Here is a 22,796-nt window from a genome sequence, read left to right on the forward strand (position 1 = left end):
GGAAGCAGCCAGCAAAGGCCGCACTGCAGGGGACGCTGCGGCCCTGCAAAGGGCCTCAGGGGGCCGCTCTGGTCAAGCCCCGTGGCACTTCTTGAACTTCTTGCCGCTACCGCAGGGGCAAGGGTCGTTACGGCCGGGTTGCTCGCCCTTGACGATGGTTTCCTGGCGTGGGCCCATGCTCTTCCACAGACGGTACAGGTCATACACGGCCCAGATGGCTTCGCCAAAGGCATCCACACGCTCCTGGCTGGTCGAGGCAGGGCCTGCTTCGTCATACAGGTTCAGAGCCGGCTCGTCCGTGTCGTCTTCGGTCAGGTTGACGATGAACTCCATGGCCGCGTCCAGCAACTGGGCCGCGTCCTTGTCGCGGGGCGCCGCCCATTCGTCGGCCCAGTTTTCCACCACGAACATAAAGCCCAGTGCCCACACTTGCGAGAACGACGGCACTTCTTCGCCGGCCAGTTCGGCCTGTTCGGCTTCGGGCAGGATGGCGATGGCGCCACGCGTGTCCAGCGCCTCGGGCTGGAAGGCCGCGTCATCGGCCAGCGACTTGATGTCGGCATCGAGCTGCTCGCGCACTTCGGCCAGGCGCAGCTCGAACAACTCCATGAAGCGTGCCTGCTGGGCCTCGTCCTTGAAGGCTTCCAGCTTGGGCAGCGGCTGGCCTTCGGCCACTTGCAGGGCTTCGCCATCGCCCAGCAGCATGGGCATGTATTCGGCAGCGGCAATGGGGCGGCGTGTGCAGACCAGAGCGGTCAGGAAACCGTCACAGAATTCCCACTGGGGAATTTCCTCGCCACGGGTGCGCAGCTCGTCGAGCAGCGCGTCCAGCTCTTCGAGCTGATCATTGCTCAGTGCGCCCTCGGGCATGTCGGCGAGGGCCGCGTCTTCTGCTGCGGAGTTAGGTGCTTGTTCTTGCATAGGGAAAGGCTTTTATGATGGCCCGGACCGTTTCATAACTATCGAAGTGCAGGGCCGGGAGATGGATCAAGGGGAGAAAGCATCCAGGACGGATGCCCCCGTACAGGCTGAATTTTAGCGGGCCGCCATCAACACCCCCTGCCATGGGAGTATCTGCAGTGCATCGCTTCTTCAACAGTCTGCCCCTGCGCTATGGCGCCCTCTTCATTTCTGCGCTCGTGCTGGCTATCTCGCTCTACATGCTGACGACGGCAGGCAAGGGACTTGGGTGGCTGATTGCGTCGACCCTGCTGGTACTGCTGGGCATCTGGGATCTGCTGCAGAAACAGCATGCGATCTTGCGCAACTACCCCGTCATGGGCCATTTGCGCTTCATCTTCGAATTCATACGCCCCGAGATCCGCCAGTACTTCATCGAAGGCGATACCGAGGCCCAGCCTTTCTCTCGTGCCCAGCGCTCGCTGGTCTATCAGCGTGCCAAGGGCCAGGTCGACAACCGGCCATTCGGCACCCAGCTCGATGTCAGTCAGCAGGGCTATGAGTGGGTCAATCATTCCCTGCAACCCACCAAGCTCAGCTCGCATGACTTTCGTCTCTGGATTGGCGGCACGCAGGAGCAACCAGCCGAAGGGGTGGAGCCCTGCACCCGCCCCTATCACGCCAGCGTCTTCAATATCTCTGCCATGAGCTTTGGCGCGCTTTCGGGCAATGCCATCCAGGCGCTCAACCAGGGCGCAAAGATGGGCGGCTTCATCCACGATACGGGCGAAGGCTCGATCAGCCAGTACCACCGCATGCATGGCGGCGATCTGATCTGGGAGGTGGCTTCGGGCTACTTCGGCTGCCGCAATGCGGACGGCACGTTCAGCGAAGAAAGATTCGTTGCCAACGCCACCGACCCGCAAGTCAAGATGATAGAGATCAAGCTCAGCCAGGGCGCCAAGCCCGGTCATGGCGGCATGCTTCCCGGCGCCAAGGTCACTCCCGAAATTGCAGCAGCACGCGGCATACCGATTGGCGTGGACTGTATTTCACCGTCCAGCCACAGCGCGTTCTCCACCCCTGTGGAGCTGATGCAGTTCATCGCCAGGCTGCGTCGTCTTTCAGGCGGCAAGCCCACGGGCTTCAAGTTCTGTGTCGGTCATCCCTGGGAATGGTTTGCCATGGTCAAGGCCATGCTGGAAACCAATATCACGCCCGACTTCATCGTCGTCGACGGGGCCGAGGGCGGCACGGGTGCAGCTCCCGTGGAATTCGTCGACCATGTGGGCGTGCCGCTGCAGGAAGGCCTGCTGCTGGTGCACAACACCTTGCTGGGCGTGAACCTGCGCCAGCGCATCAAGATCGGCGCGGCCGGCAAGGTCATCACGGCCTTCGACATCGCGCGCATGATGGCCCTGGGGGCCGACTGGTGCAACTCGGGTCGCGGCTTCATGATGGCGCTGGGCTGCATCCAGGCCCAGAGCTGCCACACCGGCACCTGTCCCACGGGCGTCACCACGCAAGATGCCGTGCGCCAGCAGGCGCTGGTCGTGCCCGACAAGGCCACACGCGTGGCCAACTTTCATCGCAATACCCTGCATGCGCTGCAGGAGCTGGTGCAGGCCGCCGGTCTCAGGCATCCCAACGAGATCACGGCCCACCACATCGTGCGCCGGCTGGACGACACCCAGGTCAGCCTGCTGTCCAATCTGATACTGCGCGTGGAGCCGGGCTGCCTGCTCAAGAGCCTGGAGCGCCAGCACAAGGTCTTCCAGAACTACTGGCCGCTGGCCACGGCCCGGAGCTTTCAGCCTCTGCATGAGCCCGTGTTGCGCCCATCTGCTGCGGGCAGTGCCGACAACGCGGCACAATCGCAAGCTTTTCCCCAGCGCAACGGCATCTGGACCTGAGAAGCCAGAGCCCCGCGCCCGACAGACCCCACGCCGTGCCATCTCAGGATATTTCCGCCCCAGAGCAGATGCCCTCTGCGCAGACCGCCATTGATTACCAGGCATTTCTGCACGAGCATCTGGACCAGCCTCACAGCATCATGCGCTATGAACTCGCGCATGAAACCCTTTGGGTCAAGCACGCCAACAAGGGCAACCCGGCCCTCAACTACTGGCTGCTGAGCACGCTGGCCAGGCTGTTCAGCGCCGCCGTGCTGCAGCCCGTGCCCAACCCCGGCGGGACCGAGTCCCTGCAAACCGAGGTGCGCCGCCTGCGCAGTTTCAAGGCCAAGGGGCTGCGCGTGCCGCAGGTGCTGGCTACGACCGATCAGGCCTTTGTGATGCGTCACCTGGGGCGCCCGGGCGAAGAGGCTCCATCGCTGAGCAATGCCATCGAAGAAGCGATTGCTCGGGGCGCACAGCCCACACTGGAGCTCTGGCTAAAAGGCCTGGAGGCCATACAGCAGGCGCATGCCTGCGGCGAGGTGCTGAGCCAGGCCGTGGCGCGCAATATGGTGGTCTGCGCCGACGGAGTCATAGGCTTCATCGACTTTGAAGACGACCCTGCCGCACATTTGCCGCGAGCCGTCTGCATAGCGCGCGATGCACTCAACTACGCCCAGTCCACGGCGCTGTTTCTGCAACAGGCAGGTGCGCTGGAGCCGGCCCGGAAGGCCTGGCAGCAGTTTGTGCAGCAACTGCCCGCCGAGGCCCGCCAGGTACTGGAGCGCACCGTCAACAAACTGAGCTGGGTGCGCTTTCTGCCCCGCAGCAAGCGCCTGGGGCGCGACACCTTGCGCGTGCTGGCGGCCCATGACTTGCTGACAGCGACCTCACTCTCCGCTTGAATGCCATAAAAGCGATAGCTACCAGCACCTTCCCCGGCAGGGCCTGAAGTCTGAAACCCATGAAAAAAGCCCCGACCTGATGGTCGGGGCTTTTTTCATGGGGCCTGGGCTCGCTCAGGCGTGAGCGGACACCGCCTCGTTTGCTTCCTTGCCAGCCAGCGCCGCATCCAGCTTTTCGTGATCCAGCGCGTTTTCCCACTTGGAAACCACCACGGTGGCGACGGCGTTACCTATGAAGTTGGTCAGGGAACGGCATTCGGACATGAAGCGGTCCACACCCAGAATCAGTGCCATGCCGGCCACGGGCACCTCGGGCACCACGGCCAGGGTCGCTGCCAGGGTGATGAAGCCAGCACCCGTCACGCCCGCCGCGCCCTTGGACGACAGCATGGCAACCAGCAGCAGCGCGATCTGGTGGCCCAGGGTCAGATGGGTATCGGTCGCCTGGGCAATGAACAGCGCAGCCAGCGTCATGTAGATATTGGTGCCGTCCAGGTTGAAGGAGTAGCCGGTAGGCACGACCAGACCGACGACGGACTTGCTGCAGCCGGCCTTTTCCATCTTGTGCATCAGCGAAGGCAGGGCCGACTCGGAAGACGATGTACCCAGCACCAGCAGCAGCTCGTCCTTGAGGTACTTGATCAGCTTGATCACGGAGAAGCCGCAAAAGCGCGCCACCGCCCCCAGGATCACCAGCACGAACAGGGCCGAGGTGATGTAGAAGGTCAGCACCAGCTCGGCTAGGTTGACCAGCGAGCCCAGGCCGAACTTGCCGATGGTGAAGGCCATGGCGCCAAACGCACCGATGGGGGCGAACTTCATCACGATGTTGACCAGCTTGAACACGGGCTTGGTCAGGGCTTCAAAGAAGTTCAGCACGGGCTTGCCGGCCTCGCCGACCATGGCCAGGGACACGCCGAACAGCACCGCCACCAGCAGCACCTGCAGGATGTTGTCACCCACAAACGGGCTGATCAGCGTCTTGGGGATGATGTCCATCACGAAGCCGGTCAGCGTCATTTCGTGCGACTTCGCCACATAGCCCTTGACGGCCGTCTGGTCCAGATCGGCGGGGTTGATGTGCATGCCGGCACCGGGCTGCATGACATTGGCCACGATCAGGCCCACGACCAGCGCCAGTGTGGAGAAGGTCAGGAAGTACGCCATGGCCTTGCCGAACACACGGCCCACGGCGCTCAGGTGCGTCATGCTGGCAATGCCGGTGACGATGGTCAGGAAGATCACCGGCGCGATGATCATCTTGATGAGCTTGATGAAGGCATCGCCGAAGGGCTTCATAGCCTCGCCATAGGCGGGTTCGAAGTGCCCCAGCAGCACGCCCACGATGATGGCGAACACCACCTGGAAGTAGAGCTGACGGTAGAACGGCAAGTGCTCGCGCGGAGCGGATTCTGTGGGCAGAGTGTGCACGCTGCATCTCCAAAATTGCGGGCGCACCACCGTGGTGCGCCGAATTGCTGCCGTTTGTACTCCTGCGCCCTTTTTGTGCCGATAACCCATTGGTATTAGGTCGGTACGCGCTCCCTGGGAGAGCATGCACCAACTTAGGGAAATCCCTAGGCCTCAGAATCCGCACTGAACCTGCTCCACAGCCACACTGGGCTCCTTGATCACCCAACCTCGTCATGCGTCTTGCGCGAAACCTTGCCCGAAACCGACTCTTTCTGACCCTTGTCATCGTGCTCAGCGGCATGCTGCTGAGCATGTGGGCGGCCAGTCGCGTCGCGCTGCAGACCTCTTTGCATGATGAAAGCGAGAGCGTGCAGCGCCAGCTCACGCTCTATGCCCAGGCCATGGTGCAGCGCGTGGATCGCTACCGCACCCTGCCCGAGGTGCTGGCACTCGATGCCGAACTCAAGAGCGCGCTCAGCCACCCGCTCAGCGCCGCCGAGGTAGACAGGCTCAACCACAAGCTGGAGCAGGCCAACGGCGCCAGCCGAGCCTCCACGCTGACTCTCATCGACAAAAGCGGCAAGGCCCTGGCCGCCAGCAACTGGCGCGACTCGCACAGCAACGTGGGCGAGGACTACAGCTTTCGCCCCTATGTGACCCAGGCGCTGAGCCAGGGCAGCGGCCGCTTCTACGGCATAGGCATGACCACCGGGCTGCCCGGCTACTTTCTTTCCCAGGCCATCCATGATGAAGACGGCTCGGTGCTTGGACTCATCGCCATCAAGATCCTGTTTCAGGAACTCGAAGGCGAGTGGAGTCAGTCGCCCGACATCGTCTTCGCCTCGGACGAGCATGGCGTGGTCTTTCTTTCCAATCGCGACGAATGGCGCTACCGCCTGCTGGAGCCGCTGTCCGCCAGCGACGAGCGGGAGGTGCGGGAAACCCACCAATACGCGGGCCAGGCCCTGATGCCGCTCGGCTACCGCACCAGCCACCAGCCTGCCGGCATCGGCATGCTGGCCCATTTCAGCCAGCCTCCACTGGTCGACCCCATGCTCTGGCTGCGCATGGAGCTCCCCGAAAGCCAATGGCAGCTACACCTGCTGCACGACATCGTCCATAGCCAGACAGCCAGCCACTGGGCGGCAGTGGCCGCTGGCGGCCTGTGGCTGGCCGCATCGCTGCTGGTGCTCTATATCCGCCAGCGCCAGCGCCTGGCCGCCCTGAGACAGCGCAGCCGCAAGGAACTGGAGGCCGTGCTGCACCAGCATGCACAGGAGCTGCGCACCGCACAGGACGGCATTGTCCAGGCCGCCAAGCAAGCCGATACCGGACTTTCGCGCAGCCTGCAGCATCTGCCGCAAGGCGTGGTGGTGGTGGACCCGCAACTGCGGCTGGTGGCCTGGAACTCGCGCTATGTGGAGCTGTTCCGCTACCCGCCAGAGCTGATGCATGTCGGCCAGCCCATCGAGGCCCTGATACGCCACAACGCCAGGCGCGGCCTGCTGGGCAAGGGCAATGTGGAGCAAGCCATACAGCGCCGCCTGGAACACCTGCGCAGCGGCAGCCCCCATCTGCACGAAAGCGCCAAGGGAGACGGCACGGTGCTGGAGATCCGCGGCAACCCCCTGCCCGACGGCGGCTTTGTCACCAGCTACGCCGACATCACCAGCTACAAGAACACGGCGCGCGAGCTGCGCAATCTGGCCGACACGCTGGAAAAGCGCATTGCCGATCGCACCCGGGACCTGGCCAAGGCCAAACAGGAAGCCGAGCGCGCCAATCGCTACAAGACCCGCTTTGTTGCCTCGGCCGTGCATGACCTGCTGCAGCCGCTGAATGCGGCGCGCATCTTCACCAGCCTGCTGCCCACCTATCTGCACGATGATGCGGGCCGCCAGCTGGCCCAGCGGGTGGACAAGGCCCTGGCCTCGCAGGACGCCATCCTCACCAGCCTGCTCGATATCTCGCGCATGGAATCGGGCCAGCTCGAAGTCCGTGTGCGGGATTTCGCGCTCAGTTCCTTGCTGGAAGTGGTGCACAACAATTTTGCGCTGCAGGCCGGGAACGAGGGCCTGAGCCTGCACTGCATGCCCAGCCGGCTGATCGTGCGCAGCGATGAGGCCTTGCTGCGTCGCATACTGCAGAACTTTGTCTCCAACGCCATCCGCTACACGCGCAAGGGCCGCATTGTCGTGGGCTGTCGCCGCCAGGGCGACCAGGTGCGTATCGAGGTGCATGACCAGGGGCCGGGCATTCCCCAGAGCCTGCAAAAGGAAATCTTCGAGGAGTTCCGCCGCCTCGACGAAGGCCATGCCGACGACCGCGGCACCGGCCTGGGCCTGGCCATCGTGGAGCGCCTGGGCAGATTGCTGGACCATGAGATCGGCCTGCGCTCCACCCTGGGCAAGGGAAGCGTCTTCTGGGTCAAGGTTCCTCTGGGCCAGGCCGCAGCATTGACACCGGTCTCCCAGGAGCCTTCTCCCAGCACTCGCGTGGACAGCCCGCTGCAGGGCGGCACTGTCTGGTATGTGGAGGACGATCCCGCCACCCGCGACGCCACCTGTGCCTTGCTGGAACGCTGGGGCTGCGATGTGCCGCTGGCCGCCAACGCCCCCGAAGCCCTGGCCTATGCCGCGCCCGGCAATGCCCCGCAACTGGTGCTGCTCGATGTGCACCTGGGCCAGCTTTACGGCCCCGATGTCTACGCCCAGCTCTGCGAACGCTGGGGCCGGCAGCCTCCCGTCATCCTGCTGACCGCAGAAGGTGACAGCACCCTGCGCCGCCAGGCAGCCGAACGCGGCTGGGGCTTTCTCGCCAAACCGGTAAGACCGCCGGCGCTGCGAGCGCTGATGAGCCAGACCTTTTTGCGCGGACGAGAAGGCGGCAGCACCTGAGAAACAAAGTCGTTTCCAGCGGCGGCGATTTCAGCGCATTGCACTCTCGCTATGAACTCAGGAAGAGCGCCCCTCTGCACGCCGTGGCTGCGCAAGCCGAGCGGCGGATTCTTCGATATGCTGCTGCAGCCTCTGCGGTATTTCCGGCCCGCAGCTCACGCCACTCAGGCCAGACCGCATGAACCATCATCCCGTTGAATCCGCTGTTCCGCCCGGCAGCCGCATCGCCGAACGACTGGCCGGGGCCAGCTTTCACGACTCCTGGAGCATCGCCTCGGACGCAACCGCCCTTTCGGCGCTGGACCACTTCCTGCTCGCCGCGCGCAAAACGCCGCGCTGGATAGAAGCCTGTATGCGCGCGCGCAATCTGGCTGGCGGCCTGGTGGGGCTCAAGGATCTGGGCAGCCTGTCGGCCTTGACGCCTGGCAAGACAGCAGCCAGCTACCGATTGGGCGATCGGGTCGGTATCTTCACGGTATTCGAGAACACCTTTGATGAAGCCCTGATCGGCGACGACGACAAGCACCTGAGTGTCGTGCTCAGCATCCATCGCCAGAACGACATCAGCTCCCGTGAAGCCATCATCACCGTCACCACCGTTGTGCATGTCAAGAACACACTGGGGCGCCTCTACATGCTGCCCGTCAAACCCATGCACAGGCTGATCGCTCCTGCCGTTCTGTCCTCCCTGGGAGGACAAACCCATGCTGCATGAGGAGACTCGCCTCTGCATGCCTGCTCTTCCCTGGACGGTTGCAGAAGACATGCGCGACTACGACAGCCTGGCTCATCGACACAGCAGCAAAGACATGTGCGTGGAAAAGCCCGTGTCGCTCATTGCCAATCTGATCGGCTTTGCGCCTGCAGCAGAAGACTTGCAGTATGTGCTGGGCTTTTATGCCGGAGGCAGCGGCATTGACGACCGCCTGGCTGTGCGCTGCCGGATCGATCTCGCTCATTGGCCCGATGTGGTCAGCAGGCTGCGTCTGAAATCCGTGCATGACGTATCGTGCGACGCCGACTGGCAAGAGGATTTCCGCTGGCTGATCGATGCACAAGATGCCGAAGGCCAGCTCCATGTCCATTGTCATCGCTTCATCAATGCGGCGAGACGGGTTTTTCAGGACAAGGTCGATCATCGCTGGGAGATCTTTTTCTCCCACGGCAGCGATATCAACGCATGGTGTGCGGTCTGGCGTAGCCAGGAGCATCTGAACTATCTAAGCTTCGATCAAGGCTGACATCACGATGGCAGCCCGTCTCAACACAGGGGGTCGCCAGATGCTGAAGTCCTATCGTGCCAGCTGCCATTGCAGCCGGGTTCAGGTTGAAGTCGGCCTGGACCTGAGCCAGCCCAGCTATCGCTGCAACTGCTCCATCTGCAGGCGCAGCCGGTTCTGGCCCGCCATCGCCAGCCCCGAAAATTTCCGCCTTATTACGGGTGAGAAGGAACTCACCCTCTATGTGTTTGGCTCGCAAAAGAACCACCATTTCTTCTGCAGGCGCTGCGGCATCCGCGTCTTTGGTGTGGGCCACGACACGCCGATAGGCCAGATGTACGGCATCAATATCGGTTGCCTGGAAGAGCTGTCGGAGGAGGAGCTTTCGCGAATTCCCGTCACGTATGTCGATGGCATGCACGATCGCTGGGACGCGACGCCGGAGTTTTTCGCGCACTTGTAGCCATCGAACTGCGAAGACGGCATGCAGCTGCAAGCTGCACAGAAATGAGGTCAAGAAGGCCTCAATCCATGACCAGCAAAGCGCAGCAAGCCATCAAGACAGATGACTCTTGAGGCACCAGGGCAATCAAACCTCGTGATCGTTTTCCAGGCTCTTGACCAGCACGGCCGCCTGAGTGCGTGAATAGCATTCGAGCTTCTTGAGGATCGCCGTCACATGGACCTTGACCGTGTTCTCGGCCAGACCCAGTTCGTGCGCGATCTGCTTGTTGAGCAGCCCGTCGGCAATGCACAGCAGCACGCGAAACTGCTGGGGCGTGAGCTGGGCCAGACGAGCGGCCAGGGCCGCATCGGCCTCGGAGCGCTCGGCCACCATGGACGGGAAGCTGATATCCCCGTTGAGCACGTCGTCAATCGCGGCACTCATATCGTCTGCAGCCGCAGACTTGGAGATAAAGCCCGCCGCCCCGAACTGCTGGGCGCGGCGGATGATGCGCGGATCGTCGTTGGACGAGATGATGATCACCGGCACCTGCGCATATTCGCCACGCAGATGCAGCAGCGACGAAAAGCCCCGTGCGCCGGGCATGGCCAGATCCAGCAGCACCAGCTCGATCTCGGGGTGCTCCTGCATCGCAGCGCCCAGGGTCTGGGCGCTGGCCGCCTCCACAATGCGGGATTGCGGGAAGCGGTCGTGCAGCACCTGGATCAACGCTGCGCGAAACAGCGGGTGATCGTCGGCAACGAGAAGAGTGGGCTCGGACATGGGCCGCAGTCTGCCACGGCTGGCACGGCGCTGCATCTGCAAAAACGCATATCCCGCAGCGCCCGTGCCTGTCCGTCATCCAGGCTCCGACTCATTGAGTCCGTATCTCAATCGAGCTTGATGTTGTTGGTCGTGATCACGCGCCCCCATTTGCTGCGCTCGGTGCTGACGAATTTCTCCATCTGCTCGGAGCTGCCGGGCATGGGCTCGACCCCCATGGCTGCCAGACGAGCCTTGGTGCGCGTGTCGGCCAGTGCAAACTGCAGCGACTGGCTGAACTTCTTGACCACCTCGGCCGAGCTGCCCTTGGGCACGACAATGCCCTGCCAGGCATAGCCTTCAAAGCCCTTGAGGCCTTGCTCCTGCAAGGTGGCAACCTTGGGCAGCACATCGATGCGGGCCGGGCTGGCCACGCCTATGGCCTTGAGCTTTTTCTCGCCGAGGAAGGGAACAATGGTTGCGCTGTCGGCCCACATGGCGGGAATCTGGCCGCCGATCACATCCTGCACTGCGGGCGCTGCACCGCGATAGGGAACATGGGTCATATTGCCCAGGCCCACTTCTTCGCGGAACAACTCACCGACCAGGTGATGGGGGCTGCCCAGTCCGGCCGAGCCCCAGCTCACGCCAGCCTTCTGCTGCTTGGCCCAGGCGACAAACTCGGTCAGATTGCTGACCGGCACATCGTTGTTGACCACCAGCAGCATGGGAAAGCGCACCAGCATGCCCACGGGCTTGAAGTCTTTCTCGGCGTTGTAGTTGAGCTTGCGGAACAGAAACGGGTTGGCCGCCAGCGTGGCGAAGTCGGCCGTGAACATCAGGTTGCCATAGTCATGCGAGCGCGCGCTGTACTCGGCCGCGATATTGGTGCCGGCACCGGGCTTGTTGTTGATGACGATGGGCCGCTCCAGATTGCGGCCCATGGATTCCGCAATCACGCGGGCCACCACGTCGGAGCCCCCGCCTGCGGCATAGCCGATGACCCACTCCAGAGGCTTTTCCTGGGCCATGGCGGCCGGCCCTGCAGCCCAGGCCAGCGTCGAGCAGGCCAGTGCGGCCAGAAACTGTTTGCGTTGCATCATCCTTGTCTCCTTGATTCATGGCCCCTGGAATAGATTTTGGTGACGGGGCCTTTAGGGGATGGCGCAGCTGCCGCCAGAGCGGCGGCGCGCTGCTTCTCAAACGGCAGCGTGTACCGGGGCAACCGGTGTCACGGCACCGCGCTCGGCCGCGTCCGCGCCGGCAGGAGCGAATCCTGCGCTGGCGCGGGCCAGTTCGAGCGCATGCAGCAAGGTCTTCTGATGGCCAATGTGATTGGCCAGCAGCAGCACCAGGCGGGCATTGAGGGCATGGCTTTGCGCGGTTTCAAGGCCCTGATGCGTGGCGATCAGGGCTTCATAGAAATCGTCGCAGGCCTGCAGATTCGGGTGGGTGGAAAGCAGCATGGCAGTCTCCTAAAAAAGGGGAATCCTCTGGGGTATTTCATTGCAAGGCGCCGCTGGCTTGCAGCAACGCAGCACGCACGGCAGCCTCGTCGGGACGACGCCAGCGCGCGCAGACATGCTGGTCGGGGCGCAGCAGGTAACTGGTGCCGGTGCGCGCATCCAGACGCTGTGCGGCCAGACCCTGCACATCCAGCAGATCGGCTTGCGCGGCCCCTGCATCGCCCTCGGCGGCTATCGAGAGATTGAGTACGCCGCCAAGTCCGTGTGCCCATGCCGGCGTGGGGCCAAAATGCAGCAGCGTGAAGTCCGGGCCCAGGGCGCGCAGCAGCCATGTGGTCTGGCTGTCGCCGGGGCGGCGCATGGGCGCATCGCTGAGCACGGCGCCGGGCAGTTGCGAGCCTTCGAAGACCTCGCTGTCCGGCGTGTTGAGTGATGAATGATGCAGCGTGGCCGGCACCGACAGACGCCCGCTGTTGACGATGCGACGCGCAAACTCATGCTCGCGCGCCAGCTCCAGCGCCGCATCGCGAAACAGACGACTGATCTCGCTCTTTGGCGTGATGAAGTCGGTGGCGCGCGTCGAGTTGCGGATGTTCTCGTCGGCCGCGTATTCGCGCTCGGCGCCGTAGGTCGAGATCAGCGCAGCATCGGCCTGGCCGCGCAGCACGCGGTCGAGCTTCCAGGCCAGGTTTTCGGCATCCTGGACGCCGCTGTTGGCGCCGCGTGCGCCAAAGGGCGAGACGCCATGCGCGCTGTCGCCCGCGAAGACCACGCGACCGTGGACAAAGCGGTCCATGCGCAGGCAGGCAAAGGTGTAGACGCTGGCCCATTCGAGCTCGAAGTCCGCATCCTTGCCCAGCAATGCGCGGATGCGCGGCAGGATGTTCTCGGGCTTTTTCTCCTCCTCGGGATCGGCCTCCCAGCCCAGCTGGAAGTCGATGCGCCAGACATCGTCGGGCTGGCGGTGCAGCAGCACGCTCTGACCCGGATGAAACGGCGGATCGAACCAGAACCAGCGCTCGGTCGGGAAATCCGCATGCATCTTCACATCGGCAATCAGAAAGCGGTCGCGGAAGATGCGGCCATGGCTTTCCTGACCCAGCAGGCCACGCAAGGGCGAGCGCGAGCCGTCGCAGGCCAGCACCCACTGGGCATCGATCCGATACTCGCCCTCGGGCGTTTCCACTGTCAGCAGCGCACCATCGGCGCGCGGCGCCAGCGCCGTGACCTTGTTGTGCCAGCGCAGATCGATCAGCGGCAGCTGCAGTGCGCGCTCGACCAGATAGGCTTCGGCGTAGTACTGCTGCAGATTGATGAAGGCCGGGCGCTCGTGGCCGGCTTCGGGCAGCAGATCGAACTGGTAGAGCGACCGATCCCTGGCAAACACCTTGCCCAGATTCCAGGACACGCCCTTGTCCACCATGGACTGGCCCACGCCCAGGCGATCCCAGATCTCCAGCGTACGCTTGGAAAAACAGATGGCGCGCGAGCCTGTGGACAGCTTGCAGTCGTTGTCGAGCACCACCACCGGCTGGCCGCGCTGCGCCAGATCGATGGCCAGAGACAGGCCCACAGGCCCGGCGCCGACGACGACCACGGGGTGGCGAGCCGGCGCATCGGCATCCTGGTCCGCATGTCGCCGATAGGGAATCTGGATGGACTGAATGTCGGCGGCGCTGCCGCGCAGGGCCTCAGGGGCAATGGCTGGGGTGGACATGGCGTTCATCGGTGCGCAAACCTTGAAAAGCGTGGATCTGTTCTTTGGGGCAAAAGCCACCCCTCCGGCTCTTCGCAGCCGGATCTAAACTCTATTTTTTTGATAGCTACTACCGCTTGTCAGTCAGGGAATTCAAAATCTTTTCAACTTGAATTCCTTGTATTCAAAGCGAAAGCAGCTCCTATTTTTGAAAGATTTTCCGTAGACCGCCGCACTAAGTGCTGGAGACTGCCAGCCGGGCGGCCCGGGGATGACTAGCCTTCCAGCGCCAGCCACATCTCGCGGTCGCGCTCGGCGGTCCAGATGCGCGGGTCGGCATGGCCCGATGCCTCGTCATAGGCGCGCGTCACGTCGAACGGCATGCAGTGGTTGAAGATCACCCAATGGCCGTATTTGGGCTGCAACTTGGCAAAGGCTGCCTCGTAGACCTTGCGCAGGTCCTGGCGCGCATCGGCGCCGGCCTTGACCTCGGCCCACAGGTCGCTGATGAAATTGCGCGTGCCCGCCAGGCCGGCCTGCACTTCGGCCGCGTTCTGCAGTGCCGCACCGCGGCCGGGCACCAGCTTTTCGGGCTGGAGCGCGGCAATGGCATCCAGCGTCTGCGGCCAGTCCTGGAAATAGGCATCGCCGGCATAGGGCGTGGCATCGAACTCGACCAGATCGCCGCTGAACAGCACCTTCTCCTGTGGCAGCCAGACCACGGTATCGCCCTTGGTGTGGCCACGGCCCAGCTGCAGGATCTGCACCTCGAGCTTGCCCAGCCACAGCGTCATCTTGCCGGTGAAGGTCATGGTCGGCCAGGTCATGCCCTCGGGCACGCTCTCGACGTTCTGGAACAGGCGCGGAAAGCGCCCGATCTCGCTGGCCTTGTCCTGCTCGCCGCGCTCGACGATGAGGTCGTAGGTGTCCTGGCTGGCAATGATGTGCTCGGCGCCGTAGGCCGAGGCACCCAGCACGCGCACCGCGTGGTAATGCGACAGCGTGACGTATTTGATGGGCTTGTCCGTGACCTCGCGGATGCGGCGGATCACGTCCTCGGCCATGACGGGCGTGGCCTGGGTGTCGATGACCATCACGGCATCGTCGCCGATGATGATGCCGGTGTTGGGGTCACCCTCGGCCGTATAGGCATAGGCATGTTCGGAGAGCTTGTCGAAGCTCACCTTCTTGACTTCGAGGTCGGCGGCGGAGGCAAAGGTCTTGGTGCTCATCGTTGCAGTCTCTTTGTTTTAAACAAATGCATTCATCTTTATCGAATTTCTGAATGCTAGATACAAATTCAACATTGCACAATTGATTTGTCATAGTGAAAAACCCTGGAGGATTTTCAGTCGCGGTTCCCCCGTCACAATGCCGTCATGCCTCACGCCAACACCTCTTCGACCGACGCCCGCTTCCCACTCGACTCCTGTGACGACGAGCCCACACGCGCACCGCGCGGCATACAGAGCGTGGAGGTAGGCGGCCAGCTGCTCAAGGTGCTGGCGCGCACGGGCCGGCGCATGGCGCTCAAGGATCTGGCGCGCGAGGCCGAGATGACGGCCGCCAAGGCCCACCCCTATCTGGTGAGCTTTTGCAAGCTGGGGCTGATGGAGCAGGATCGCGTCAGCGGCCACTACGGCCTGGGTCCGCTGGCCATCCAGATGGGGCTGATCAGCCTGCAACAGGCCGACCCCGTTCGCATGGCGATTGCCGAGCTGCCTGCTCTGGCGCAGGAGGTGGGCTACACCGTGTCGGTGTCCATGTGGAGCGGCCAGGGGCCGACCATCATCCGCGTCGAGGAAGGCCCGACCCACGTCTATGTGGCCATGCGCCACGGCACGCCGGCCTCGCTGCGCCATACCGCCACAGGCAAGATTTTTGCGGCCTTTGGCGAGCCGGCCCGCATCGCACCGCTGCTGCAGGCCGAAGGCCATAGCCTGGACGAGCCGGCGTTTGCGCAGGAGTTGCAAGCCATCCGCCGCAACCACCTGAGCGTGGTCGAGAACCAGTTGCTGTCGGGCGTGAGCGCACTGGCGGTGCCGGTGTTCGACGGCTTCGGCCAGCTGGTGCTGGCGATTGCCGCCATCGGCCCTTCCGTCACGCTGACGCTGGACCCCGCCGGTCTGCCGGCCCGCAAGCTGCAGGCCCAGGCGCGTGCGCTTTCCCGGCGCCTGGGCGCCCCGGCTACGCTGACCGAGGCCTAGGCTCGGTAGCCCAGCGAAGCGCTGATGGCGCGTGCCTGCTCGCACACGGCCTGGGCAATCCTGCCCTGCGGATCGGGGTCGAAGCCGCCGCTGGCACCCAGCGCGCAGAGCACGGCCACCACATGGCCGTTGTAGTCGAACAAGGGCGCAGCCACGGCACTGATGCCGGGCAGATTCAGATCGCGGATCGCTGCACAGCCGGCTGCGCGAATCTCGCTGCGCAGTTGCTCCAGGGGCTTGCTGGCATGCAGCAGACGGCGATGCTCCGGGCTGGCGGCATCCAGCTCACGCGCCAGCAGCACCTCGACTTCGGGCTGCGGCTCCATGAAGGCAAAGAATGCGCGCCCCGTGGCCGACCACAGCATGGACATGACCGAACCCACGCGCACATTGACGGTAATGGGCAGGCTGGGCTCCTCGAAACGCACGATGGTGGGCCCCATATTGCCCATCACCGCCACAAAGCTCGTGACCTGCAGTGACTCGCGCAGCTGCTGCAGGGCCGGCTCGGCCATGCGCACCGGATCGTTCTGGCGCATCGCGGCCAGGCCGATATGGATGGCCTCGCGTCCGAGCGCGTACTGGGTGCCGCCACGGTCCTGCTCCACCAGGCCTTCGGCCATGAGACTGGCCAGATAGCGATGCACCTTGGCCGGGCTTTCATCGACGGCAGCACCGATGGCCGTGAGGCTGGCACGCCCGCCCAGGCCGGCCAGCGCCTTGAGCACGGCCAGACAGGTCTCGGCGGCCTGCACACGCTGACGACGCTCGCGCCCGTCCGCGGCTTCTGCGGCAGCACCAGGCTGGCGCAGCTTTGTGGCGCGCGGCGCTTGCGCAGCGGTGGTCGGCAGCACGGCGTCCGCAGTCCTCTTGTCTTTTTTCATGTCTGTAGCGATTGATGGCAGGGCTTGGACCGGCATTCTGATTCAAATTCGTGACTCAAGTCATGGAAATCCCTTGGGCTTAATTTACGCAATGCGTATAAAAATTACGCAAAACAATTTCTGTATTAAAACGGAATCGCAGGCGGAGTGAAGCTTGGTTAACCCGCAGGCAAACAACACCACAGACCAGGAGACACCCTCAATGAAAAAACGCCTCTTCACCGCCTCTGTTCTTGCCACCAGCATGCTCTGGCTGGCCGCAGTCCCCGGCACCGCCATGGCCCAGGACAAGTTCCCCAGCAAGAGCGTGCGCTGGATCGTGCCCTACGCCGCGGGCGGCGGCTCGGACTTCCTGGCCCGCACCATAGGCCAGGCATGGGGCGCCCAGGCCCATCAACCCATCGTCGTGGACAACCGCCCGGGCGGCAACACGGCCATCGGCGCCTCGGAGACCGCGCGCGCACCGGCCGACGGCTATACCGTGCTGTCTGCCGACAACGGCACGCTGATCTTCAATCCCGTGCTCTACAAGAGCCTGAGCTACAACCCCGGCAAGGACCTCATGCCCGTCACGCTCATGGGTCGCTTTCCCATGATTCTGGTGGCCGGCCCCGCCGAGAAGGCTAAGACCGCCAAGGAGTTCATTGCTGCCGCCAAGGCCAGCACCGAGGGTGTGAACTACGGCTCCGCCGGTGCGGGCAGTCCCCATCATCTGGCCATGGAACTGCTGAAGTCCGAGGCCGGCCTCAAGCTCGCCCATGCACCCTATCGCGGTGCGGCTCCGGCGCTGGCCGATGTGGCGGGCGGTCAGATTCCCGTGATGATGGTGGACCTGGCCGCCGGCGCCGGCTTCATCAAGGGCGGCAAGGTGCGCCCCCTGGCCGTGGCCAATGCCACGCGCCTGCCCCAGCTGCCCGATGTGCCCACCTTTGCCGAGCTGGGCCTGCCCGGCGTGCAGGCCGCGGCCCTGGTCGGCATGGTGGCCCCGGCCAAGACACCGGCCACGGTCGTCACCGCGCTGAACAAGCAGGTGGTCGCCGCCATCAACGAGCCTGCGGTCAAGCAAAAGCTCATCGACTTTGGCGTGGAGCCGGTGGGCAACACGCCCGAGCAGTTCCAGACACTGATCCACAGCGAAAGCGCACGCTGGCAAAAGCTCATCAAGGATCTGAACATCACGCTGGACTGAGACTGCCCCCTGAGTCGCGTCGCGCCTTCCCCCAATGGGGGACGACAGCCTCGCTGGGGCAGCCCTCGCTGGGGCAGCCCCAGCTGCGAGGCGACTCTTGCTCGCGGTCTCTCTTTTGCGAGCGCGCCAGTTTTGCCGACCAGGAACTATTTTCGTAGCGCAAGCTTTGCAAACGCAGAGGCTGGCGGCAGGCCGTCTCTGCATGCCCTATAGATGGTTGCCCCATCTACCTGCCACCCCATGAGATAGCCATGACCATTTCCACCCCCAGCCGTTGCCCCATCGATCACAGCCAGTTCGGCAAGCCCACCGGCCAGAGCGGCCCTACGGGCTGCCCCATCAGCCACGGGGCCGCCAGCTTCGACCCCTTTGCCGACGGCTACCAGCAGGACCCGCCCGAATATGTGCGCTGGGCACGCGAACAGGAGCCGGTGTTCTACAGCCCGCAGCTGGGCTACTGGGTGGTCACGCGCTTCGACGACATCAAGGCCATCTTCCGCGACAACCTGACCTTCAGCCCCTCGATCGCACTGGAGAAGATCACGCCGACAGGCGATGAGGCCAATGCCGTGCTCGCCAGCTATGGCTTTGCGCTGAACCGCACCCTGGTCAACGAGGACGAGCCCGCCCACATGCCGCGCCGACGCGCGCTGATGCAGCCCTTCACGCCCGAGGAGCTCAAGCACCACGAGCCCATGGTGCGCCGGCTGGCCCGCGAATATGTGGACCGTTTCATCGACGACGGCCGTGCCGATCTCGTCGATCAGATGCTGTGGGAAGTACCGCTGACGGTGGCCATGCATTTTCTGGGCGTGCCCGCAGACGATATGGACACGCTGCGCCAGTACAGCATTGCCCACACCGTCAACACCTGGGGACGACCCCGGGCCGAGGAGCAGCTTGCCGTGGCTCATGCCGTGGGCAACTTCTGGCAGCACGCGGGCCGGATTCTCGACAAGATGCGTGCCGATCCCGACGCCGAGGGCTGGATGCAATACGGCATCCGCAAGCAAAAGGAGCTGCCCGAAGTCGTCACCGATTCCTATCTGCACTCCATGATGATGGCCGGCCTCGTCGCCGCCCACGAGACCACGGCCAACGCCACGGCCAATGCCGTCAAGCTGCTGCTGCAGCACCCCAAGGTCTGGCAGGAAATCTGCGCCGATCCCTCGCTGATCCCCAACGCCGTGGAGGAATGCCTGCGTCACAACGGCTCGGTGGCCGCCTGGCGGCGCCTGGCCACCAAGGATGTGGTGATCGGCGGCCAGGCCATTCCGGCCGGCAGCAAGCTGCTCATCGTTACCTCTTCGGCCAACCACGACGAGCAGCATTTTGTCGATGCCGACCTGTTCGACATCCACCGCGACAATGCCAGCGATCACCTGACCTTCGGCTACGGCTCCCACCAGTGCATGGGCAAGAATCTGGCGCGCATGGAAATGCAGATCTTCCTTGAGGAATTCACGCGCCGCCTGCCTCACATGCAGCTGGCCGAGCAACGCTTCACCTATGTGCCCAACACCTCGTTCCGCGGCCCCGAACATCTGTGGGTGCAATGGGACGTGAGCCGCAACCCCGAACGCGGCAATCCCGCCGTGCTGGCCGAGCAGCAGCCCGTGCGCATCGGCGAATCCTCGCAGGGCGGCGTCAGCCGCAGCATGCTGGTGCAAAGCACCGAGCTGATTGCGCAGGACGTGCTGCGCGTGCGCCTCAAGGCGCCCGACGGGCGCGACCTGCCGCGCTGGACCCCGGGCTCGCATATCGACCTGCACTGCGGCGACACGGGCATCTCGCGCCAGTACTCGCTATGCGGTGATCCGCAGCAGGCGGACACCTACGAGATCGCCGTGCTGCGCGAGGAGCACAGCCGTGGCGGTTCGGCCTGGATACATGGGGCGCTGCAGGCCGGCATGAAGGTGCAGATGCGCGGCCCGCGCAACCACTTCAAGCTCGACGAAAGCGCGCAGCAGCTGATTCTCGTCGCCGGCGGCATAGGCATCACGCCGGTTGCGGCCATGGCGGCGCGCGCCCAGGCCCTGGGCATTCCCTATGAAATTCACTACAGCTGCAGTCAGCGCGAGCGCATGGCGCTGCTTACTGCATTGCAGGCACGGCATGGCGAGCGTCTGCAGATCTATGTGGGCGCAGAAGGCCAGCGAGCCGATTACCAGGCGCTGCTGGCCCAGGTCAGGCCCGGCGCACAGATCTATGCCTGCGGTCCGCAGCGCATGCTCGACGGCCTTGCCCAGGCCAGCCAGCACTGGCCCGAGGACAGCCTGCGCGTGGAGCATTTCTCCAGCACCCTGGGCGCGCTGGACCCGGACCAGGAGCACGGCTTTGAAGTCGAGTTGCGCGAATCCGGCATCACGCTGCAGGTGCGCAACGATGAAACCCTGCTCGATGCGCTGCGCAGCGCCAATATCGATATCGAGTGCGACTGCCGCGAAGGCCTGTGCGGCTCCTGCGAGGTGCCGGTGCTCGAAGGCGATATCGATCATCGCGACATGGTGCTGACCCGTGCCGAGCGCACGGCCTGCACCAAGATGATGAGCTGCTGCTCGCGCGCCAGGACGCCGGAGTCCAGAATCGTTCTGGCGCTGTAGCGTCCCGGGCGGGCAGCACCTGGCCGGCGGCCGCCGCCAGGCCATATAGGCTTGTGCCTAGAATCAATGCCCATATGGGCCTGTTGCAAATACTGCTGATTCTTGTGTGGGCACCGGCTGTGGCGCTCATCGCCTTCGTTCTCACCAATTGGCTGGGCCATGGTGCTCAAGCCATCTGGAGCGCCATGACTGGCGCTCGCGCTGACGAGCGCTCGACCTGGCCGCTGCTGCTGGGCGGCGTGGCGGCCATGGCGGGCATGGTGGGGGCGGTCATCACCTTTCCGAACCAGGCCGTCATGCAGCATGCGTTCGGCAAACTGCTGGGCTATGGCTCCACACGCGTGGAGATCACGCTGCGCCAGGACGATGCCGCCACACGCCAGGCCTTGCTGGAGACGCTGAGTTCCTTCATGGAAATGGGCGGGCGCGAGATCCGCTACCGGGTCTCCACCCGCCATGGCAGCTACACCGAAACCGACGAAGTGCCCAGCCACTACCGTTTCGAGAACGGGCGACTGGAGATCGCCACAGGCGGTATCGTCAGCAGCGACCGGCTGTCCGCGATGCAGCATGGCTTCAAGGCACTGGCGCAATTTCCTACAGCCAGCTCGATTGACGCCGGCGTGCCGGCAACCGTAAGCCTGGGCAAGGAGCGGATAGCCGTGGAGATGCTGCCGCGCACCGCCATGCTGGTCCACCGCGACGCTGCCAAGGACTGGTCAAGCGTGCTGCGCCCCGCCGCGCCTGCCCGTTGCCATCTGGAGATCCAGGCGCTGTTCTCCACGGATGCCTTCAGGCTGCTCATGTTCGCGGGCCGGGCCTCGGGGGAGGTCGAGATCCACACCGGCCCCGATACCGCCCTGCGCGACACGCAGTACCAACTGGTCGGCATGGGCCTGGTGCCGGGCCGGAACGGGCGCAGCGTCAAGGAGCTGGAGACCGACGCCACCCGCATCTATGGCGTGCTGAGACTGCTGCCGCCGGGCCTGGATCCCGATGTCATGGACTGCGATACCACCCTGGGACGCATGAGCGACCCGGCCCTGGTGGCCGCCGCCATGCTGTCCACATTTCCCGGCCTGGAGGGACGCGTGAGCGGCATAGAGATCACGCCTTCAGCCTCCTTCTCGCCCTGGTACAACCGGGGCTGGACGGCCGTGCCGCCCGGCACACGCTCGCAAGGCGGAACGCGAGCCGAAGCGGGCACGCGCGCCTGCACCCTGGAGCAGAACCGCCACACGCGCGCCCTGATATCCATGGTCGAGGAGCACTGCACGGAACGCGATCCGCAAAACGCCGGTGCGGCCTGCTCCCAGCTGCGCGAACGCCTGAACTGGGCCCAGGCCGAGCTGGCCCGATGCAGGAAACAGTTGGTGCGTTGAAACGGCGCCGAGGCCCGCGCAACAGCGATCACATGGACCAGATTCTGGGAGTCCCTCCCTGCAGCCCCCAGAGTTCTTTTCTCCAGGAACTCCACACGGTTTTCCACAACATCATCACAGGCTCAACCACAGGTGATGCACTGCGCAGAATCAGCATGTTTTCATTGGGAGCCGTCACTCCGCTCAACACTGCCGGGGCAGCCTCCGCAAGCAGCCCCTGCGTGCCTTCCAGCAAGGCTTCGCGCCGATGGCGCGCAATCGGCGAGCCGCAGGCAAGAATCAGGCTTGCCAGGCAGCGATGCCCGGCCAGCCCCAGGTCGCCGTTGATCAGCAGCTCATCCTGCGCGTTGACCACGCCGCGCTCCAGGAAACGGCCCGGCCATTCGATGTGCTGCTCGAACCTGCCGGACTCATAGGGCTGGGCGGCCAGCGGCAGGCCCAGTGCCGTCACATCCCAGGTCAGCAGCTGCGCGTCTTCGGCAAGCTCGAACTCCAGGTGGTTGACGGCATCGCAGGCGTTGTACGCGATCGCCTCCAGCGGCAGCCACTCCAGCCTCGCGCCGGGGTCCAGACGCAGCCGGGTGCGCTGCATGGCCTGCTTGCCGTTGCTTTTGTAAAAGCGCGTGGCACCGGGCGTGGTGACCAGCGCATGCGCACCTTCTGCGACATGGACATCTATGTCCAGCACATCACCGCCCACCAGCCCGCCCGGCGGGTGTACCAGCACGTTGTGGCAGATGGCCGGCCCCTCGGGATACAGGCTTTTGAGGATGCGCAGCGGACCATCGTGCGTGAAATGCACCGAGGTCTTGCCGGCCTGCAGGGAATAGTTCAGCGCCAGTTGCGCATGCCAGGTCATTGTCGTTCTTGCCTCTTCAAGCAGGCCTGCCGCTCAGGCCCGGGTAGCTCAGCTCTTTTGCTTACTAACTCAT

The 22,796-nt window shown here is 64.1% G+C and carries 19 protein-coding genes; 10 read left to right on the forward strand and 9 right to left on the reverse strand.

What is annotated here, in order from left to right:
• Positions 1–72: 72 nt before the first annotated feature.
• Entirely contained in the window at positions 73–870 is a 798-nt protein-coding gene (locus FSY59_RS15005; RefSeq protein ID WP_148729260.1) for a YecA family protein, read from the reverse strand.
• A gap of 194 nt (positions 871–1,064) precedes the next feature.
• Here FSY59_RS15005 and FSY59_RS15010 point away from each other — a divergent pair, with 194 nt between their 5' ends.
• On the forward strand, positions 1,065–2,813 hold the full coding sequence (locus tag FSY59_RS15010) for an FMN-binding glutamate synthase family protein (RefSeq protein ID WP_003060694.1): 1,749 nt from the start codon (positions 1,065–1,067) through the stop codon (positions 2,811–2,813).
• 68 nt (positions 2,814–2,881) lie between these two features.
• Positions 2,882–3,700 (forward strand): RIO1 family regulatory kinase/ATPase, encoded by an 819-nt coding sequence (locus FSY59_RS15015; RefSeq protein WP_148729228.1) that lies wholly within the window; start codon positions 2,882–2,884, stop codon positions 3,698–3,700.
• Between the two features lie 114 nt (positions 3,701–3,814).
• Here the strand turns inward: FSY59_RS15015 and FSY59_RS15020 are convergent, their stop codons facing one another.
• On the reverse strand, positions 3,815–5,131 hold the full coding sequence (locus FSY59_RS15020; protein ID WP_003060690.1) for a dicarboxylate/amino acid:cation symporter: 1,317 nt from the start codon (positions 5,129–5,131) through the stop codon (positions 3,815–3,817).
• A 215-nt stretch (positions 5,132–5,346) separates the two neighbouring features.
• On the opposite strand from FSY59_RS15020, the gene FSY59_RS15025 reads away from it, so the two are divergent.
• The 4 genes from FSY59_RS15025 to FSY59_RS15040 all read left to right on the forward strand — a co-directional run bounded on the left by FSY59_RS15025 (position 5,347) and on the right by FSY59_RS15040 (position 9,693).
• Positions 5,347–8,010 carry a PAS-domain containing protein gene (locus FSY59_RS15025; protein WP_019043158.1) on the forward strand — a complete coding sequence of 888 codons (2,664 nt, stop codon included), beginning with the start codon at positions 5,347–5,349 and terminating at the stop codon, positions 8,008–8,010.
• Between the two features lie 178 nt (positions 8,011–8,188).
• Positions 8,189–8,725 carry a DUF2867 domain-containing protein gene (locus FSY59_RS15030; RefSeq protein WP_003060686.1) on the forward strand — a complete coding sequence of 179 codons (537 nt, stop codon included), beginning with the start codon at positions 8,189–8,191 and terminating at the stop codon, positions 8,723–8,725.
• 16 nt (positions 8,726–8,741) lie between these two features.
• Positions 8,742–9,251, forward strand: a complete 510-nt coding sequence (locus FSY59_RS15035) for a hypothetical protein (protein WP_255439478.1) — start codon at positions 8,742–8,744, stop codon at positions 9,249–9,251.
• Between the two features lie 40 nt (positions 9,252–9,291).
• Complete coding sequence (locus FSY59_RS15040; RefSeq protein WP_148729230.1) at positions 9,292–9,693, forward strand: GFA family protein; 402 nt, start codon at positions 9,292–9,294, stop codon at positions 9,691–9,693.
• A 126-nt stretch (positions 9,694–9,819) separates the two neighbouring features.
• On the opposite strand, the gene FSY59_RS15045 is transcribed toward FSY59_RS15040, so the two are convergent.
• The 5 genes from FSY59_RS15045 to FSY59_RS15065 form a co-directional block, all read right to left on the reverse strand.
• Positions 9,820–10,458 carry a response regulator transcription factor gene (locus tag FSY59_RS15045; protein ID WP_003060679.1) on the reverse strand — a complete coding sequence of 213 codons (639 nt, stop codon included), beginning with the start codon at positions 10,456–10,458 and terminating at the stop codon, positions 9,820–9,822.
• A gap of 107 nt (positions 10,459–10,565) precedes the next feature.
• Complete coding sequence (locus tag FSY59_RS15050; protein ID WP_003060677.1) at positions 10,566–11,540, reverse strand: tripartite tricarboxylate transporter substrate binding protein; 975 nt, start codon at positions 11,538–11,540, stop codon at positions 10,566–10,568.
• 96 nt (positions 11,541–11,636) lie between these two features.
• Positions 11,637–11,903, reverse strand: a complete 267-nt coding sequence (locus tag FSY59_RS15055) for a DUF2783 domain-containing protein (protein ID WP_003060675.1) — start codon at positions 11,901–11,903, stop codon at positions 11,637–11,639.
• A 37-nt stretch (positions 11,904–11,940) separates the two neighbouring features.
• The gene (locus tag FSY59_RS15060; protein ID WP_029158540.1) at positions 11,941–13,620 is read right to left on the reverse strand and encodes an FAD-dependent oxidoreductase; all 1,680 of its coding nucleotides are present in this window, start codon (positions 13,618–13,620) and stop codon (positions 11,941–11,943) included.
• A gap of 254 nt (positions 13,621–13,874) precedes the next feature.
• Complete coding sequence (locus FSY59_RS15065) at positions 13,875–14,831, reverse strand: MBL fold metallo-hydrolase (protein ID WP_043375621.1); 957 nt, start codon at positions 14,829–14,831, stop codon at positions 13,875–13,877.
• A gap of 147 nt (positions 14,832–14,978) precedes the next feature.
• On the opposite strand from FSY59_RS15065, the gene FSY59_RS15070 reads away from it, so the two are divergent.
• Positions 14,979–15,806, forward strand: a complete 828-nt coding sequence (locus FSY59_RS15070) for an IclR family transcriptional regulator (protein WP_050872480.1) — start codon at positions 14,979–14,981, stop codon at positions 15,804–15,806.
• Here FSY59_RS15070 and FSY59_RS15075 read toward each other — a convergent pair.
• Positions 15,803–16,690 carry an IclR family transcriptional regulator gene (locus tag FSY59_RS15075; RefSeq protein ID WP_080731614.1) on the reverse strand — a complete coding sequence of 296 codons (888 nt, stop codon included), beginning with the start codon at positions 16,688–16,690 and terminating at the stop codon, positions 15,803–15,805. The genes FSY59_RS15070 and FSY59_RS15075 overlap by 4 nt on opposite strands.
• Positions 16,691–16,892: 202 nt before the next feature.
• On the opposite strand from FSY59_RS15075, the gene FSY59_RS15080 reads away from it, so the two are divergent.
• From FSY59_RS15080 to FSY59_RS15090, 3 genes are all read left to right on the forward strand, one after another.
• The gene (locus tag FSY59_RS15080) at positions 16,893–17,879 is read left to right on the forward strand and encodes a tripartite tricarboxylate transporter substrate binding protein (protein ID WP_003060666.1); all 987 of its coding nucleotides are present in this window, start codon (positions 16,893–16,895) and stop codon (positions 17,877–17,879) included.
• Positions 17,880–18,130: 251 nt separating this feature from the next.
• Positions 18,131–20,482, forward strand: a complete 2,352-nt coding sequence (locus tag FSY59_RS15085; RefSeq protein ID WP_003060664.1) for a cytochrome P450/oxidoreductase — start codon at positions 18,131–18,133, stop codon at positions 20,480–20,482.
• 74 nt (positions 20,483–20,556) lie between these two features.
• A complete protein-coding gene (locus FSY59_RS15090; RefSeq protein ID WP_148729231.1) occupies positions 20,557–21,864 on the forward strand; it encodes a hypothetical protein in 1,308 nt (435 codons plus the stop codon).
• A gap of 28 nt (positions 21,865–21,892) precedes the next feature.
• Here FSY59_RS15090 and FSY59_RS15095 read toward each other — a convergent pair whose 3' ends face one another.
• Positions 21,893–22,723: an urease accessory protein UreD gene (locus tag FSY59_RS15095; protein ID WP_003060660.1), complete on the reverse strand. Its 831-nt coding sequence runs from the start codon at positions 22,721–22,723 to the stop codon at positions 21,893–21,895.
• Positions 22,724–22,796: the final 73 nt, after the last annotated feature.

This window comes from Comamonas sp. Z3 (assembly GCF_008121565.1).
In the GTDB taxonomy this organism is placed as follows: Bacteria; Pseudomonadota; Gammaproteobacteria; order Burkholderiales; family Burkholderiaceae_C; genus Comamonas; species Comamonas brasiliensis.

Coding starts and splice junctions, on each gene's coding strand:
- FSY59_RS15005 (WP_148729260.1), bottom strand. CDS start 870: ATGCCCGAGGGCGCACTGAGCAATGATCAGCTCGAAGAGCTGGACGCG.
- FSY59_RS15010 (WP_003060694.1), top strand. CDS start 1,065: ATGGGAGTATCTGCAGTGCATCGCTTCTTCAACAGTCTGCCCCTGCGC.
- FSY59_RS15015 (WP_148729228.1), top strand. CDS start 2,882: ATGCCCTCTGCGCAGACCGCCATTGATTACCAGGCATTTCTGCACGAG.
- FSY59_RS15025 (WP_019043158.1), top strand. CDS start 5,347: ATGCGTCTTGCGCGAAACCTTGCCCGAAACCGACTCTTTCTGACCCTT.
- FSY59_RS15030 (WP_003060686.1), top strand. CDS start 8,189: ATGAACCATCATCCCGTTGAATCCGCTGTTCCGCCCGGCAGCCGCATC.
- FSY59_RS15035 (WP_255439478.1), top strand. CDS start 8,742: ATGCCTGCTCTTCCCTGGACGGTTGCAGAAGACATGCGCGACTACGAC.
- FSY59_RS15040 (WP_148729230.1), top strand. CDS start 9,292: ATGCTGAAGTCCTATCGTGCCAGCTGCCATTGCAGCCGGGTTCAGGTT.
- FSY59_RS15045 (WP_003060679.1), bottom strand. CDS start 10,458: ATGTCCGAGCCCACTCTTCTCGTTGCCGACGATCACCCGCTGTTTCGC.
- FSY59_RS15050 (WP_003060677.1), bottom strand. CDS start 11,540: ATGATGCAACGCAAACAGTTTCTGGCCGCACTGGCCTGCTCGACGCTG.
- FSY59_RS15055 (WP_003060675.1), bottom strand. CDS start 11,903: ATGCTGCTTTCCACCCACCCGAATCTGCAGGCCTGCGACGATTTCTAT.
- FSY59_RS15060 (WP_029158540.1), bottom strand. CDS start 13,620: ATGTCCACCCCAGCCATTGCCCCTGAGGCCCTGCGCGGCAGCGCCGCC.
- FSY59_RS15065 (WP_043375621.1), bottom strand. CDS start 14,831: ATGAGCACCAAGACCTTTGCCTCCGCCGCCGACCTCGAAGTCAAGAAG.
- FSY59_RS15070 (WP_050872480.1), top strand. CDS start 14,979: ATGCCTCACGCCAACACCTCTTCGACCGACGCCCGCTTCCCACTCGAC.
- FSY59_RS15075 (WP_080731614.1), bottom strand. CDS start 16,690: ATGAAAAAAGACAAGAGGACTGCGGACGCCGTGCTGCCGACCACCGCT.
- FSY59_RS15080 (WP_003060666.1), top strand. CDS start 16,893: ATGAAAAAACGCCTCTTCACCGCCTCTGTTCTTGCCACCAGCATGCTC.
- FSY59_RS15085 (WP_003060664.1), top strand. CDS start 18,131: ATGACCATTTCCACCCCCAGCCGTTGCCCCATCGATCACAGCCAGTTC.
- FSY59_RS15090 (WP_148729231.1), top strand. CDS start 20,557: ATGGGCCTGTTGCAAATACTGCTGATTCTTGTGTGGGCACCGGCTGTG.
- FSY59_RS15095 (WP_003060660.1), bottom strand. CDS start 22,723: ATGACCTGGCATGCGCAACTGGCGCTGAACTATTCCCTGCAGGCCGGC.